This window comes from Clostridium sp. AM25-23AC, assembly GCF_003435125.1.
GTDB classification, from domain to species: domain Bacteria; phylum Bacillota; class Clostridia; order Lachnospirales; family Lachnospiraceae; genus Pilosibacter; species Pilosibacter fragilis.
Genome location: NZ_QWGI01000009.1, coordinates 1 through 16571 on the forward strand (window position 1 = coordinate 1; position 16571 = coordinate 16571).

At 51.9% G+C, this 16571-nt stretch carries 15 protein-coding genes; 1 reads left to right on the forward strand and 14 read right to left on the reverse strand.

Annotated features, from left to right (window positions below; genetic code table 11):
- Nucleotides 1-37: 37 nt before the first annotated feature.
- From DW677_RS07060 to DW677_RS07110, 11 genes are all read right to left on the reverse strand, one after another.
- On the reverse strand, nucleotides 38-484 hold the full coding sequence (locus DW677_RS07060; RefSeq protein ID WP_117470780.1) for a threonine/serine exporter family protein: 447 nt from the start codon (nucleotides 482-484) through the stop codon (nucleotides 38-40).
- Nucleotides 481-1257, reverse strand: a complete 777-nt coding sequence (locus DW677_RS07065; protein ID WP_117470779.1) for a threonine/serine exporter family protein — start codon at nucleotides 1255-1257, stop codon at nucleotides 481-483. Before DW677_RS07065 ends, DW677_RS07060 begins: the two co-directional genes overlap by 4 nt.
- A gap of 123 nt (nucleotides 1258-1380) precedes the next feature.
- Complete coding sequence (gene feoB, locus DW677_RS07070; RefSeq protein ID WP_117566750.1) at nucleotides 1381-3378, reverse strand: ferrous iron transport protein B; 1998 nt, start codon at nucleotides 3376-3378, stop codon at nucleotides 1381-1383.
- On the reverse strand, nucleotides 3375-3605 hold the full coding sequence (locus DW677_RS07075; RefSeq protein WP_117470777.1) for a FeoA family protein: 231 nt from the start codon (nucleotides 3603-3605) through the stop codon (nucleotides 3375-3377). The genes feoB and DW677_RS07075 overlap by 4 nt, the downstream gene beginning before the upstream one ends.
- A 140-nt stretch (nucleotides 3606-3745) precedes the next feature.
- The gene (gene uvrB / locus DW677_RS07080; protein WP_117472078.1) at nucleotides 3746-5737 is read right to left on the reverse strand and encodes an excinuclease ABC subunit UvrB; all 1992 of its coding nucleotides are present in this window, start codon (nucleotides 5735-5737) and stop codon (nucleotides 3746-3748) included.
- Nucleotides 5738-5947: 210 nt separating this feature from the next.
- A complete protein-coding gene (gene bioA, locus DW677_RS07085; RefSeq protein WP_117470805.1) occupies nucleotides 5948-7147 on the reverse strand; it encodes an adenosylmethionine--8-amino-7-oxononanoate transaminase in 1200 nt (399 codons plus the stop codon).
- Between the two features lie 124 nt (nucleotides 7148-7271).
- A complete protein-coding gene (gene bioD / locus DW677_RS07090; protein WP_015553611.1) occupies nucleotides 7272-7967 on the reverse strand; it encodes a dethiobiotin synthase in 696 nt (231 codons plus the stop codon).
- 3 nt (nucleotides 7968-7970) lie between these two features.
- Nucleotides 7971-8519 (reverse strand): biotin transporter BioY, encoded by a 549-nt coding sequence (locus DW677_RS07095; RefSeq protein WP_117484658.1) that lies wholly within the window; start codon nucleotides 8517-8519, stop codon nucleotides 7971-7973.
- A gap of 285 nt (nucleotides 8520-8804) precedes the next feature.
- The gene (locus tag DW677_RS07100) at nucleotides 8805-9305 is read right to left on the reverse strand and encodes an N-acetyltransferase (protein WP_117566751.1); all 501 of its coding nucleotides are present in this window, start codon (nucleotides 9303-9305) and stop codon (nucleotides 8805-8807) included.
- A 79-nt stretch (nucleotides 9306-9384) separates the two neighbouring features.
- Complete coding sequence (locus DW677_RS07105) at nucleotides 9385-10533, reverse strand: AI-2E family transporter (protein ID WP_117566752.1); 1149 nt, start codon at nucleotides 10531-10533, stop codon at nucleotides 9385-9387.
- Nucleotides 10534-10674: 141 nt separating this feature from the next.
- The gene (locus DW677_RS07110; protein WP_021904872.1) at nucleotides 10675-11475 is read right to left on the reverse strand and encodes an RluA family pseudouridine synthase; all 801 of its coding nucleotides are present in this window, start codon (nucleotides 11473-11475) and stop codon (nucleotides 10675-10677) included.
- A gap of 276 nt (nucleotides 11476-11751) precedes the next feature.
- On the opposite strand from DW677_RS07110, the gene DW677_RS07115 reads away from it, so the two are divergent.
- Nucleotides 11752-12408, forward strand: a complete 657-nt coding sequence (locus tag DW677_RS07115) for a hemolysin III family protein (RefSeq protein ID WP_117470767.1) — start codon at nucleotides 11752-11754, stop codon at nucleotides 12406-12408.
- A 68-nt stretch (nucleotides 12409-12476) separates the two neighbouring features.
- Here DW677_RS07115 and DW677_RS07120 read toward each other — a convergent pair whose 3' ends face one another.
- The 3 genes from DW677_RS07120 to DW677_RS07130 form a co-directional block, all read right to left on the reverse strand.
- A complete protein-coding gene (locus tag DW677_RS07120; protein WP_117566753.1) occupies nucleotides 12477-14063 on the reverse strand; it encodes a serine hydrolase in 1587 nt (528 codons plus the stop codon).
- A 153-nt stretch (nucleotides 14064-14216) separates the two neighbouring features.
- Nucleotides 14217-14480 (reverse strand): GIY-YIG nuclease family protein, encoded by a 264-nt coding sequence (locus DW677_RS07125; protein WP_117566754.1) that lies wholly within the window; start codon nucleotides 14478-14480, stop codon nucleotides 14217-14219.
- A 442-nt stretch (nucleotides 14481-14922) separates the two neighbouring features.
- A complete protein-coding gene (locus DW677_RS07130; RefSeq protein WP_117503498.1) occupies nucleotides 14923-16479 on the reverse strand; it encodes an SPOCS domain-containing protein in 1557 nt (518 codons plus the stop codon).
- Nucleotides 16480-16571 lie beyond the last annotated feature (92 nt).

Below are 16571 nucleotides of genomic sequence, written 5' to 3' on the forward strand. Positions count from 1 at the left end.
CTCATCACTGAAGTAACGAGAATGCGGTGCGTGTTTTTCAATTTCGTCTCGCATGACTTCCTTCATGATAAAGATGCACAAGGTTGACAACAGAATCTGTGATAAAGATCGCCAGGGCGATCGCGCCTGCCGTGTGAAGCGTCGAGATCAAGTAACGGGTTGAAAGTGTCTGGTCTCCCTGGATCAGGTAATATACTGTACGGTAGATTCCTGCTCCAGGCACAGACGGAAGGATTCCTGCGATGAGGAATACCGTCACCGGTGCTTTCATGATCCTGGCAAGAATATGACTCAGAAACGCTACCGCGAGGATCGAAAAGAATGCGGCCTGGAGTGTTGAATGAGTCAGATTATTGATTATTAAATATGCCCACCAGGCAAATCCGCCGGAAAAAGCCGCGTACGGAAGGAACTTTTTCGGAGTCTCCGTCAGAATGGAGAACATCGCGACCGCCCAGAACGCGCTGAATACCTGTATGATCATAAGAGTCCTCCTTCCATGCTGCGGGCTACAAGAAGTCCCGCACCAACTCCAAACGCAACTGCAAGTCCCACAACGATCGCTTCCAGAATTCTGGCGGATCCGGCTGCGTAGTCCCCGTTTAAGGTATCACGGATCGCCGTTGTAAACGTTACTCCCGGGACAAGCGGCATGACAGCGCTGACGATGATCGTATCTGAATTCAGTCCCGGATAAGAGTGGCAGATCGTCATGGCTGAAAACGCAAGCACAAACGCTCCAAACGCGTTAAAGCAGAAATCGTTGAATTTCAAGGTTTTTCCAATCCATACGGCTACTGCAAGACAGACACCAACTACCGCTGCCGCCAGAAAGTCTCCTAGGGAGCCGCCGAACATAGGCGCAAAGAACGCCGAAACACCAACATATCCCAGTCCCTGAGTCAGCCAGTCATACTGGACCGTCGTTGGTGCCTGGATCTCCTGCAGTTGTCTTAGCGCCTCCTCCACCGTGATCTTTCCCTCACAGAAATGGCGCGATACATCGTTTACCAGGCAGATCCGGTTGATGCTGGTGCATCTGGCCGCAACACGCTTGACGCGGGTCAGCGGTTCCTTATTTGGATCGCTCAGCGTGACAAAGATTCCCGTTCCATATACGATCGTTTCCGTCTGTTCGTACTCCGATCGTTTCAGCATATGATTCATGGTGTCTTCCACCCTGTAGATCTCCGCTCCGCTGACAAGCATGAGCTCACCCGCCAGCACCACAGCTTCCAGCAGTGTTTTTTCGTTCATTTATTACCCCTTTTTTAACCCCTTTTATTTTTATAACCGCTATATAACCCATTTGCTGCAAGATCCACTATTGTAAATCTTCTGCCAGGCATGGCAGCAGTTATAGTTTCAAGATTTTTTTGATCAGAACAGGCGGCTTCCGATCTGGAATACAAGAAATGCCGCCGACCAGGCAAGCACAAGCTGGAACATGACCATCCCCAGTGTCCATCTCCAGGACTGTGTTTCCCTCTTGATCGTTGCGATCGTCGCAATACACGGTGTATAGAGAAGGCAGAATACCATGAGCGCATAAGCGTTCACTGCTGTGAATCCTGTTCCCCCAAGGATTCCTAAGAGTTCCGCCATTCCAGCTGCCGAATTGATATTGCCGATCCCATAAAGAACAGACATACTCGAGACAACGACCTCCTTTGCGGAGATTCCGGAGATCAATGCTACCGCGATCTGCCAGCTTCCAAGACCAACCGGCTTTAGTACCGGCACAAGGATCTGTCCGAATTTTGCCGCAAAGCTGTCCGCCACATCAGAAATAAATCCCGCCGGTCCCACATTCATGACAAACCACAGGATGATCGATGCCAGGAAGATCGTTGTCCCCGCCTTTGTCAGGTAATCTTTAATTTTTTCCCAGACATAGATCGCCACAGTTCTGAGATTCGGAATCTTATATTCCGGAAGTTCGATCAGGAGAGCATTCTCTGTATTATTGTCTGTCATTCTATGTACGATAAGCGCGATGAGGATCGCCATGGCAACTCCCACCAGATAAAGGGAATATGCCACTAACATTGCCGATTTCGGGAAGAACATATCCGCCAGCAAAACATAGATCGTAAGTCTCGCTGAGCAGGACATAAACGGCGTGATAAGGATCGTCTTCAAGCGGTCTCTCTGATTCTCCAGCGCCCTGGTCGCCATGACCGCGGGAACTGTGCATCCAAATCCCAGCAGCATCGGCAGAAACGCACGGCCGGAAAGTCCGACCATCCCCATTGTCTCATTCATGACATAGGCGACTCTTGCCATGTATCCGCTGTCCTCCAGGAACGCAAGCGCAAGGAAAAGGATAAAGATGTTTGGAAGAAATGTCAGGATTCCACCAACTCCCGCCAACGCACCATCAACGACCAGGGAGATCACCCAGTCGGAAGCTCCCGCTGAATGAAGCCCGGACAAAACACCGAGCGACAGCAGTTCCAGTCCCTGTTCAAAGTATCCTTTCAGAAAATCCCCGACTGTGAATGTCAGGAAAAAGACTAATGCCATAATTCCAAAGAACGCTGGAATTCCCAGGATCGGATGAGTCAGGATCTTATCCACCTGATCTGTCATATGTGATTTTTCTTCTTTATTAAACAGACATTCCTTGATTACCGATTCCACGTAATCGTATTTTTCATTGATAATCTCTTTTTCGAAGCTTCTCGGCACGATCTGTTTCAGTTCGACCGGATGGTCCTTCAGGACTTCCTTGTCATATTCGAGCATCTTGATCGCATGCCAGCGCAGATTTGTGAGATCCGGATACTTCTCCCGCAGAAGGTCTTCTACCCGCTGGATCCGGTCCTCGATCTCCCTGTCATAGCGGACGATCACGCCCTGGGGACCTTCCTCATAATGATGTACCACAGCGTGCATCAGCACGTCAAGTCCTGTGCGCTTTCTCGCGGAGACTGGAACCACAGGGATCCCGCCAAGCATCTCAGGAAGTCTGTGAAGGTCAATCTCCATTCCACGCTCTTCGATGATATCCATCATATTGAGAGCCAGAATGACTGGTTTCTTTAATTCTAAAAGCTGCATCGTCAGATAAAGGTTCCTCTCCAGAGATGATGCATCTACAACGTTGACAATTACGTCCACGCCATCTTCCTCAATGCACCTTCTTGTGACGAGTTCCTCCATCGTATATGAAGTAAGGCTGTAGATTCCCGGCGTATCGATCACACGGATCTTCCGCCCTTTATAGCTCGTCTCTCCTTCCATCCGCTCGACTGTAACGCCGGGCCAGTTTGCGACCTTTAATTTTGCTCCCGTAAATGCATTGAACAGCGTAGTCTTTCCACAGTTCGGATTTCCTACAAAGCAGACAGTAATTGGTCTCTCCCCCGTGCTCATGATGCCGCCTCCTCTTTTACCTCAATTCCACCGGTAATTCTTCTTCCCAGTGCAAGGCGGGTTCCACGGACTTTGATGATCATGGTTCCGCTGTTTTTCTTATTCATCACAAGAAGAGGCGTATTCTCATTTACCCCCAGCGCCTCTAAACGCCGGTTAATTGCCTCATCCACATGGACTGACTTGACCAGATACGTCGCGCCAATATTTCCTTCATATAGTTTCATCCTGTGTCCATCCTTCACTATCATAATTGACAGAACCGACTCTGTCATCTGGAAATATTGTATTCTTGTTGAGAATAATTGTCAATAAGTGTATCCTGGCACATTCGTCCGCCTGGTACGGGCAGAAGTTACCAATTATCTTAATTTTTCTCCAGCTCCAGCAGCATCTGCTTCACTTCCTTCATCCGGTCACGCAGCTTTGCGGCCTCTTCGAAATTCAGTTCTGCTGCCGCCTGGCGCATCTTCTTTGTGAGTTCCTTTGCAAGCTTCTCCAGTTCCCTTGCGTCCATGGATTCCGGATCTTTCCTGAACTCTTCTTCGCCGGCACTGGCAGCCCTGGAGATTGCGATCAGATCACGGACCGCTTTCTTTATGGTCTGCGGAGTGATTCCGTGCTCCTCATTGTACTTCTGCTGGATCTCACGTCGGCGGTTCGTCTCGTCGATGGCGGCCCGCATGGAATCGGTAATGGAATCCGCATACATGATCACATGGCCTTCGGCGTTTCGCGCGGCACGTCCGATCGTCTGGATCAAGGATGTCTCCGAACGGAGGAATCCTTCCTTATCCGCATCCAGGATCGCCACAAGTGTGATCTCCGGGATATCGAGTCCCTCTCTGAGGAGGTTGATTCCCACAAGAACATCAAAGACATCCAGACGCATATCGCGGATGATCTCGGCGCGCTCCAATGTGTCGATATCCGAGTGCAGATATTTTACGCGGATCCCGGCTTCCCTGATATAATCCGTAAGGTCTTCCGCCATACGCTTTGTAAGCGTTGTGATCAGGACCTTGTTGTGTTTTTCTACTTCTTTATTGATCTCGCCCACAAGATCATCGATCTGTCCCTCCACTGGTCGCACGGAGATCTCCGGATCAAGAAGTCCTGTCGGACGGATGATCTGCTCCGCGCGGAGAAGTTCATGGTCCGCCTCGTAAGTGGACGGGGTTGCGGACACGAACATCATCTGATTGATATGGGTCTCAAACTCCTCAAAATTCAATGGGCGGTTATCCAGGGCAGACGGCAGGCGGAATCCATAATCCACCAGTGTCTTCTTTCTCGACCGGTCACCGAAATACATGCCGCGGACCTGCGGAAGCGTGATATGGGACTCGTCCACGATAATCAGGAAATCATCAGGGAAATAGTCGAGCAGCGTACACGGCGGCTGTCCCGGTGCAGATCCCACAAGATGACGGGAATAGTTCTCGATTCCCGAACAGAAGCCTGTCTCTCTCATCATCTCCACATCAAAATTTGTCCGTTCCGCGATTCTCTGTGCCTCCAGAAGCTTGTCCTCACTCTTAAAAAAGGTTACCTGTTCTTTCATTTCCGCAAGGATATTTTCCGTTGCCCGCATCATCTTTTCTTTCGGTACAACATAGTGGGACGCCGGGAAGATCGCCACATGTTCCAGCTGCGCTTTCACCTCTCCGGTCAGCGCCTCGATCTCCATGATCCTGTCCACCTCGTCCCCGAAGAACTCGATCCGGTACGCCTCGCTTCCAGAATAAGCCGGAAATACTTCCAGCACATCACCTCTTACCCGGAAGCTTCCGCGCTTGAAATCCATCTCATTTCTCGTATACTGGATATCGATCAGCTTATGGATCACCTCATCCCTGTCCTTCTCCATTCCCGGGCGCAGGGAGATCACCATGTTCTTATAATCGATCGGGCTTCCTAAGCCGTAAATACAGGACACGGAGGCCACGATAATCACATCATTCCGCTCCGACAGTGCCGCCGTCGCAGAGTGGCGCAGCTTATCGATCTCATCGTTGATCGCGGAATCCTTCTCAATATAGGTATCCGTAGACGGCACATACGCCTCCGGCTGATAGTAATCATAATAGGAGACAAAGTACTCCACCGCATTGTTCGGGAAAAACTCTTTCATCTCCGAATAAAGCTGCGCCGCCAGCGTCTTATTGTGAGCGATCACCAGCGTCGGCTTATTGAGCTGCTGGATCACATTCGCCATCGTAAACGTCTTACCGGATCCGGTCACGCCAAGCAGCGTCTCAAACTGATTCCCCTCTTTAAATCCCTTCACCAGCTGCTCGATCGCCTGCGGCTGATCTCCGGTGGGCTGGTATTCTGATACTAATTCAAAATGATCCATATGATTTCTCCTGACCTATCCATGATATTATTAGAAGCAGTGCAAAAATCCCGACGGCGAAGCCGATCTGGAATATCTCTCCGCCCCAGGCTATGAATGTACGGAATCGTTTCATTCTTAGTATATTACCTGTCCAGTATAGCATTCAAGCTAAAAAAAGTACAGAACAAACCGAATGTTTGTTCTGTACTGTATTTGCTGTCCGCATTCCTATCTCGCAAACCAATCCTTCATACACTGAAGCACCTGCACCAGCTCGTCCTCCTGGATCACATACGGCACCATTGCGTAGAGGTAGTTTAAGAACGGACGGCTGAACACACCTCTCTTGTAGGCATACTCCTGATATCCTTTTAATACGGCCGGATCGTAGACTTCGACGCAGACGCAGCCGCCCATGATCCGGACTTCACGGATCCTGGGGTCTGTGAAGCCCTTCATCTCACGGCGGGTCACAGCTTCGATCCTTTTGATCTTTTCCATGTAGTTCTGGGTCTCGAACAGTTCGATCGATGCCAGGGCCGCGCTGCACGCCAGCGCATTTCCCATGAATGTCGGTCCATGCATCAGGGCATGTTCCGGAACATCATCGTAGAAGCCCTCAAATACTTTCCGGTTTGCCACGGTGGCAGCATGACCGATATATCCGCCTGTCAGTGCCTTTCCGAGAACCAGAATATCCGGGAGGACCAGATCCGCCACGAAACGATTGCCGGTCCGGCCAAATCCAGTCGCCACCTCATCGAAGACCAGAAGAACACCGTACTGGTCACAAAGCTCTCTCGCCTTCTTTAAGAAGGAAACGTCATACATCCGCATGCCGCCCGCCCCCTGTAAAAGCGGTTCCACCAGCACACAGTTCAGTCTGTCATGATACTTTTCAAAGGCCTCTTCCAGGGCCGTGATCTCCGTCGGAATGTGGACCACATACGGGCTTGCCCCGTAAGCTTTCAGCACGAAATGGTAATCCTCATCGTCTCCCGCTTCCATCGTCTTAAAGGTGTCGCCGTGGTAGGCATGCTCCAGGGCCAGGATCATGGTCCGCTTCTCATCTCCCCGGTTCATATAATACTGCAGCGCCATTTTTAACGCCACTTCCACCGCCACACTGCCGGAATCGGAAAAGAAGCAGTAATCCAGATCCCCCGGCAGCCAGGACGCCAGTTTCTCTGACAGCTTTCTCGCCGGTTCGTGGGTCAGCCCGCCCAGCATGACATGGGAAAACTTCTCCACCTGGGAGATGATCGCCTGGTTGATCACCGGGTGCTTATATCCGTGGATCACGCTCCACCAGGATGAAACCGAATCGATCATCTTCTGATCTTTCGTATAGAGATATACCCCGTTCGCGTCCACGATCTCGTAGGGCGCCTTCATTGTTTTTAACTGTTCATATGGATACCAGATCATCGTTTTCTTCTCCTTCATCTTAACATGGACTCCCCGGTCCCTTTCCTGCCCCGCTGCTGCGGGTGGGATTCCCGGGAGTACGTCAGCACTTATCGCTTCCTATATAATCTCGGCATATTCACGGTCATTTTTCCGCAGTCTCATACAGCGCTTTCAAATCCTCCGCGTCCATGGAAAGCTCCGTGTCACCGTCCGCCACACAGGCAACCACAGGAACTCCTGTATAATACTCGCACATTTTCCGGTTGTCCTCATGGAGCACATCTCCCTGCTTATAGTGATTGAAAATGATCCCCTTCAACGGGATTCCCTGCTCTTTGAGGTAGTACGCGGTCAGCGCCACACCGTTGATCGTGCCGAGTCCCGCGTCCGCGATCATCAGACACCCAAGACCGCAGGCTTTGACTACCTCCGGCAGGCGGATATCCGTCTCATCAAAGCAGAGCGGACAGAGGATTCCACCGCTTCCCTCCATCGTCACGTACTCGTACTCCTCACAGACCTTCTGAAATCCCGCCAACACAGTCTCCATCTGGACCGGATTTCCCTCGATCCGTGATGCCAGGTGCGGGGAGACAGCTGTCTCGTAGACATATGGACACATTTCCTCAAGGGACTGGCGGATTCCGGACATGTTTTTTACCTGGAGCGCGTCCCCCGGGATCAGGCTGCCATCCGGCCGTCTCTCGTTGCCGCTCATGGCAGCCTTATAGTAAGCCGCGTCCGCACCGCTCTCTCTCAGTTTTTTCACGATCAATCCTGTCACATACGTTTTTCCGACATCCGTTCCCGTTCCTGTGATAAAAATATTTCTGCTCATTTCCTATCCCAGTCTCCCCTCTTTAATCATCGGGATCATCCGTTTCCCGATGACTGCCGCCAGAATGCACAGCGCTATATCTCCCGGAACCGCCAGTAAAAAGCAGTATAAAAATAATGGCCAGAGACCGATCGGCGTATTTATGACGAAATTGCTGATCGCATAATAGTAAACCATTCCAAATGCGTACACGATAAAGAGTCCGATGAAATTTGCCGCCAGCAGGCGTCTGTAACCAGGATGGCTCTTCTCATTCGCGATCCGTCCTGTCACGTAGGCTGCCACAGCGAATCCGATGATGTAACCAAAGCTCGGCTGAAAGATATAGCCCGGTCCGCCGCCCTGGGTGAAGATCGGAAGTCCCACAAGTCCCAGAACAATATAGACCACGACCGCCAGCGCCCCGTTCACAGGACCCAGCAGCAGCCCCGCCAGCATCGTAAATAAAAACTGAAGTGTAAACGGAACCACCGGAACAGGAACTTTGATAAATGCCCCTACCGCGATCAATGCCACAAACATTGCGCACAGCACAAGGTCTTTCGTTTTCATATGTTTCAAAATTATTTCCTCCTGAATTTTCTGGTTGCTCAAGAAATCTGAAGCATTTCCCTTTTCCTGTATATGCGCATCACTCTTCCGTTCTTTCCATACCTTCTGAAACAGCGGCTGCCGTCTTCAGAACCCGGGTGGTATTGCAAAGATGGACTTGTAGGAGCATAACATAGAATTTTCGCATTGTCAACCCATTGTGCTTGTATAGTTAACAATTGTTTGTACAAAAAAGACACCTCCAAAACCAAATGGTCTATTCGGTGTCTTTCCTCTGCATCATGATTACCTGCCCCACTCAAACGCGATCCGCGGCGTTCCGTCCGGGACATAGATAATTCCGCATCTCTCAAATCCCTGTTTTTCAAGCGCTCTCTGCATGACCTTGTTGTTTTCGTGGGTGTCGATCCGGATGTGGGATATCTTCGACTTGGCGAAGTCCATGATCCGGCCCAGGATGTTGTGGACCGTACCGTCGCTTGCGACGCGGTGGACGGCAGCGTACGGGGTGTCTGCCTTCCAGGCGCCCTTCTCGATCACAGCGTAGCATGGGTCAGCGCCGATGATGAAGGCGAAGGCGGCATGGATCACGCCGTTTTCTTCCAGAACATATAAATTTCCTGCCTCGATGTCCCCCGGGAGCAGATGCTCCGGGGCGTCCTCGCCGTCCCACTGGCTGAAGTTCCCATGGTCACGCATGAACTGGCGGGCAGCGGCGTAGATCCCGTGGATCCGTGGGAGATCGGCTGGGGATGCTTTTCTTACTGTAAAGTTATCTTCTGTCATAGATGTTCTCCTCTTTTACGGGTAAACTGATTGCTGTTCCCATTGTATCATAGTGTTTTTCACAAGACAATCTGTCTTTTCAGCTCCCCTGTTCCTCATACATCCGCACCAGATCCCCGATCAGCAGCACTCCCACCGGTCCCAGGATCAGCCCCGACAATCCAAACAACTTAAGTCCCACATACATGGATACCAGCGATCCCAGCGGCGAAAGCCCCACCTGCTTCCCCATCAGTCTCGCCTCTGAGATCTGACGCAGAAAGTAGCAGACCACATAGATGCCGAAGATCACCGCAGCCTTTTTCCACGCCTTCTGAAACAGCAGCGCGACTCCCCACGGAATCAGCACAGTCCCGGCCCCCAATACCGGCAGTGCGTCCAGGATCCCGATCCCGCAGCCAAACAAAAACGAATAGGGATTTCCGATCACTGCCAGTCCGAAGATACACACGGCACTTGTTAGGAACAGAATAAACGCCTGGGTCTTCAGCCACGCGCTCACCACGGATGCGATCCGCTCTCCCACTACGAGAAATTCCCGCCGGAATGCGGACCTGCTCCGCTTTTCCCTGATGTCATCCATCTCCTGCAGTGTCAGGAGTACTGCGACAAAATAGATAAAGAAAAGGACGATCCCGGCGACTGCCACGCGGAGCGCAGACACGGAGCGGTCCATGAGCACTGGCATCGTGGAGTTCTTAAACATCTGCCGGACCTCTTCCACTGCTCTCCCCGCAAGCTCCACCAGCGCGTCCGCCTTGAGCCCCATCTTCTGCTCCAGAAGGCGGCAGGTATCCGTAAGCCGCAGATCAAGGGCGGAAAGCCAGTCCGGAAATCTCCGGATAAAAAGCCCCGTCTGGCTCACCGCCATGCTGCCGCCCGCGTAGAGGAGTCCAAAAACAAGGCATGACATCACCAGAAGTTCGATCCCGCCGACAAGCGACACCGGCAGATGGTGCATCTCCCCACGAAACGGCACCGCAATGCGGTTCGAGAGGAACCTGACCGACGGACGCAGAAACAGAGCCGTCCCATACGCACATAAAAAGGGAACCACGAGGGGTAAAAGATAGCGGAACGCTCCGTATACCGCACCCGTGATTCCCAGAATCAGTAGAAATTTCTTCAGTTTTTTCTCAGGACTTACCATGGAATCACCCGTTTTCTGATTTGTACTTCCTTTGTACTGCTCATAGTATGGGCGGAAATTCCCGCGATATGCGCGCATCGGGACGATTCCATAATCTGTTTTTTTCCATGGTTCTTAGCAGGACATGATCATTTACAAGCCTCGACCTTTGAATCCAAAGATCTTCACCTCCACAGTTGCCAATGTCACAACCTGCAGCCGAAAACAGCCCAACCAGGATCAAACTTGAAACAACTGAAATGCCCCTCCGACCGGTTCTATCTCAAACGTCATTTCTTTCTTCGTCACCGGATGAAAAAAAGTCAGCGATGAAGCGCAGAGTGCGATCGACTCTCTTCCACTTCCCATATTTCCTGCTGTTCTGATACCCGGCATATTTCTATTTCCTGCTGCCTTCATGGTTCCCTGGTCTGCATTCTCTTTCTTATCAAGTTTGGCAGTCCCCACAGGCACTCCATATTTCATATCCCCATACAGCGGCGTCCCATGATGCGCCATCTGCACACGGATCTGGTGATGGCGTCCGGTCTTCAGCGAAATTCTCACCAGACTCAGTTCCGTTTCCGGCATTCCGGCTATTTTCCCGTCGATCGTCTTTAAGACTTCATAGGACAGCTCCGCCTTCTTCGCACCGGTTATCCCCTTATCCACAACCTGTGAATAATTCCCGTCCGGTGTTTTCACCATATAATCCACATAGTTATCCACCATATTCACAGGTCTTCCGTGGACAACTGCTGTGTAGATTTTTTTCATCTTATGGCTCTGAACCTGCTCACTTAAAGCCGCTGCCGCCCGTTTCGTTTTCGCGTACACCATCACGCCGGACACAGGCTTGTCCAGTCTGTGGATAACTCCCACATAAGGTTCCTTCCCCGGTGTGCATGATTTGTTGATAACCAGGTGTTTTTTCACCTCGCTGACCATATCCGGTGCGAACCGCTTCGCAGCCTGGGATTCCACGCCCGCAGGCTTTATGACCACCAGGATCTCGTCGTCCTCATATAATACTTTTAACATCAAAATATTTCCCCTTGCATATTTTTATCGTAAGTGGTATAGTATATTCAAACGCGATAAGTAGTTTCTAAAACTACGTGTCGCATTTTAAATATCCACTTTAACTTTGAAACCAGACCCTGCGTTCATTTGCTGCAATGATCTGAAATTTGTCCGCCACAACCTATTATCGCAGATCCATATCGGACTAATTCATTTCATACAGTCACGCACATTCTGATTTCCAATATTTTCCCTGTTCAACACAGGCTATCCCGCATGATTGGAGGAATGATTATGGAACTGAAAATAAAAGATCCCGGAAGCGCGCTGACTCACTTTATCGCCATGCTGACCGCAATGGTTGCCGCGACGCCGCTTTTAATCAAGGCCGCATCCGTCCCCGGAACCATGCACCTAAAGGCCCTGAGCGTCTTCATCGTCAGCATGATCCTGCTCTACGCCGCAAGCACGGTCTACCACACCTTCGACATTTCTGAGCATGTCAATAAGATCCTTCGGAAAATCGACCACATGATGATCTTCATCCTGATCGCCGGAACCTACACACCGGTGTGCCTGATCGTCCTCGGAAATAAGTCCGGCTACCGGATGCTGTCCCTTGTCTGGGGCATCGCCATCGTAGGCATCATCATCAATGCCCTCTGGATCAACTGCCCGAAGTGGTTCTCCTCCGTGATCTACATCGCGATGGGCTGGGTATGCATCATGGCGATCCGCCAGATCGTTGCCGCTCTCACACCTGCCGCTTTCACATGGCTTCTCGCCGGCGGCATCATCTATACCATCGGCGGTGTGATCTACGCGCTGAAACTGCCGATCTTCAACTCGAAGCATAAAAATTTCGGCTCCCACGAGATCTTCCATCTCTTCGTCATGGGCGGAAGCTTCTGCCATTACATGATGATGTACGGATATGTGGCTGCCGCGTAAAACCAACTTCATTTCCAGTATATCAGAAAAGCGGCCTGATCACAATTGATCCAGCCGCTTTCTCTCTTCTATCTCTTCCGTCTCTCCTCGTCCCTCTTCCGCTTCTCTTCAAGCAGTCTGTTGAACTCGGCCTCCGCGTCACCGCCTTCGGCAACGAGACGCTGTCTTCTCTTTTCGCGGCGAAGTGCTTCTGCTTCCGCCTCTTTCCTGTTGTTCTGGATCATGAACCAGATACCACCGCCGATCAGGGCTGCTGCCGCGAGGATTCCGATCACGATCAGGAGGATCTTCGCAGGGAATCCGGTCTTCACATCATTGCTGCCCGCCTGATTCGATGCGTTGTCCGCGTAACCTGCCGCCGTGGTCACATCTGCCTCGCCCATGGTCTCCGTCTCAGCCTCAGTGCTCTCGTCATCTGCTGACGGATCCGCGGCGTCTGTGCTCTCCTCGGACGTTTCTTCCGCTGCAGTGGTCTCGGCCCCTCCTGCTGCCTCAGCAGCCGCAAGTGCTTCCGCCCCCGCCTTCGTCATCAGGTACGCGGAGCCGATCTTTCTCTCATTGTAAATGTAGTTGAGCACTCCGACCGTTCCCTCCGGCGCTCCGTCCGGAACTGCGCCGAGACTTAATTCCGCGTCCGCGAATGTGGCGTCCTTCGGAAGTGTGATCTTCTTTCCTGTCTGGATCGCCAGGTCGGACGGCGCATAGCTTGTCCCGTTTACATCCACCTGGTCCTCTCCTGTGACATATCTCGTCTCATTCTCCGCGATATCCACATTCTGGAACCGGTTCAGGCCAAACTGCAGCAACGATTTTCCATCAATGAAATACTGTCTCGGACTTCCCTTTAAGATGACGGATACAACACGTCTTCCGTCCTTCTCACCGTATGTAACAAGCGTGTTTCCTGCTTTTAAGAGATATCCGGTCTTTCCTGCCACCGCCTCCGGGCAGTAATACTCGCTGGAAGTGTCCTCCGTGATCACGAGACGGTGCTCATTCCGCACACTGGCCCCGTCCGGGTTGTTCGTCGTCGGTCCCACCTTCCATGACTTCGCGGAACTGATCTCCAGAAGCTTCGGGTTACTGTAGGCCGCAGCCGCGATCTTCGTCATATCAAACGCTGTAACCACTTGGTCATCGTTGTTGAGGCCCGATGGGTTCGCGAAATGGCTCTCCGTGCATCCAAGCTCCGAGATCTTCGCGTTCATCATGTCAACAAAGTCCGGAATACTGCCTGCCACGTGTTCCGCCAGGGCGTTTGCCGCCTGGTTGACGGATGCAAGAAGCAGCGCGTAGAGGCAGTCCTCAACGGTCATAGTGTCTCCCGCCACGAGACTCAGCTTATTTCCGCTGTCCACCTCCACGGAGTTCATGGCCTTGTCCGAGTAAGTGACCGTGTCAGTGAGGTCCGCATGTTCCAGGACCACGAGGGCTGTGAGGATCTTTGTGATACTCGCCGGATAGTATTCCACATGGCTGTTCTGTCCGAAAAGCATCGTTCCGGTGTCCACGTCCATGACAGCTCCCGCCTCCGCCTCGATTCCCGTGTCGGATGGCCAGTCGGGTCTCGCGAAAGCCTGCATCGTTCCCAGCTGGGTAAACACGAGCACGCCGCAGAGCACCTTTGCCAGTTTCTTTTTAAAAGTATAAATCATAAATATTTTCTCCCTGTATTCCGTATCTGTTCGGTTTTCTCACAGATACTAGCAAAAATCCATTTCAAAAATCGATGCATTTCTGCCTTATATGTGATGTTTTCCTGCGGCCAGCGCAATAAACAATGCTCTGCCGCACGCTTACGGGGCTTTTCAGGAAATCGGCCTTTCAACCGGCCCATGGGCCACCAGTTCATCCTTCTGATTCCGGGAAAGCTGTTTTACCTTCGCTTCCCGGCTCATCGCCTCTTCCTTCGTCTCGAAAGTCTCATACCACACAAGCCGCACCGGCCGTCTGGACTTCGTGTACTTCGCCCCGCGCCCGGAATTGTGCGCCTTCACCCTTTTTTCCAGGTCATTCGTCCAGCCGCAGTAGAGTGTCCCGTCCGAACATTCCAGAAGATATGTATAGTTCATGTTTTCTCCATTTCACGGCGATACCGGCACCCGCCTGTATCCTGCCCCGACATTCCCTGCTCTCTGACACTTTACATGTTATGTAAACGGCAATGGGACCATGGAATCCATCACCGTTCTCCGAAAGCCTGAGCCCGCGGAATCTATATGAAAGCATCGGGATGCCTTAGATGTGATTTTCTGTGGTACTGTTATTTTATGCCGCAGTTTTCAGAACGTTACAGGAGCATTCTTCTGTTTCCGATTCTGGCATATTCCATAACATTCTGTCGCTCCTGACCAATGTCATTTTGCTGCGAGCAGAAAATCCCACTCATACCATTATATAAAATTTTCCCCGAATTGCAACCAGACATTCGGGGAAAATCACACATTGCCGCATTTTGCACTTGTTTTTTCAATAAAAAGCAGCACCGGACAACAGTCACACGCGGAACCAGCTCTATCCCTGCACCGTTTTCACTAAAATCAGCCTGTCGCCCGGCCGGATCGTGCTGTCTGACAGGTGGTTTAGCTCCATGATCCGTTCTACGCTTGTGTGGAACATCCTGGCGATCTTCCAGAGACTGTCCCCCGGCTTCACCACATATCCGATGATCCCCGGAATTTTTTTGAGCCGCTCCGTATCCAAAGGTTCCTCCGCCACGCTCAGGACCGTCTGCTCGCAGACAGGCTTTAACACCAGCACATCCGCCGTGATCTGAGCCTTCACCTCCACAGCGTCCCCGCCTGCCATGACAGCTGTAAGCCCGGAGATTCCCGGTTCAATCTCATATACCACATCCTGCGTCAGACCATCCGCGGCTGCCATCAGATGGAACGGCAGCACCTCCGACGCTGCCCCCACAGGTGCCTGGTCATCCGCCGTCAGGTATAAAAGCCGGATCTCCAGGACCCCGTCCATGTGGATTCCGTCCTCCTTGATCTGGACCTCATCGATCTTCACGTCCCCGTCGCTGTGGCATACCTGCAGGATCCGCTGCCTTCCGGTGAGCTGGACCTTCTCCTGGATCTTCGTCTTCACCTGGTTCCGCACTGCCAGCGTATCAAAGCACACCGTCCCTGTCTCCGGAACCGCCTCCCGGTCCAGGGCATAGAGGTCCCCGAGAAGCTCCACCTGCTCTTCCTCGTAGAGCCTGATGTCCAGTTCCATGACCGCGTCCACGGATATCTCCCGCATCTCGCCGTCGGAATCCGGCTGCAGTTCCATATCCCGGTGCACTAACTTCACCGTGATAAACGGGATCATGTCCTCCGCTGATTCTGTGAGCTCCACATTCCCGGAAAACGGCACAGTCTCCTCGAAACACTGCACCGGCATCTGCCCGCCGCCCGCAGAGTAGACTGCAAATACCAGAAGATCGCCGCTGATATGGATCTTCCCGTCGAGGGGCTTTGTCTCCACATCCTGAAGCCGCATATCCTGCCACAAAAGCGTCTCCGCGTCCGGGTCGTTTCCAGGGATCGTAAGGACTTCCCGCACCCGGAACGTGTCCCGCCGCCGAACGGCGATGGCAGCCACGGTCAGCGTCTTCTTCAATACCTCCACCTCACCGTCGAATTTCACGTCCGACGCCGTCTCCATGTCCCGGATCTCGTCCGCCTTGAGTTCCAGGGTCACTAACGCCTTGACATTCAGTTTTCTCGAGTTGATGAGACTCACATTCAGATCATCCAGCTCCCAGCCCGCCTGCACGTAGTCATTCTCCGCAAGCCCCGGCATATGTACGGTCTCCGTAAACGGGATGCTGCCGGCAAGAGCTGTGAGTTCTCCGCCGGGCCGCCGGTACAGGATCCGGAATTCCAGTTTTCCACTGATCTCCGCCTTCTCGCCGGGGTTCTTCACCGACTCGATTTTTACCTCCCCGTTCTCCATGATCAGTTCTTCCACATCATCCATAGAATCCGGCACATTGAAATCGTCATCCAGGGTCATCTGGGACGTGACGTTCCCCCTGCGACGGTTCATGTGGATATGTTTCTTCAAAAGTTCCATCATAAAAACGCCACCATACCTTTCCAAAGCCATGCTTTAGGAAATTGTATGATGGCAGTTATTATTTTATGCCCGTTGGTAACTATTCAGTACCT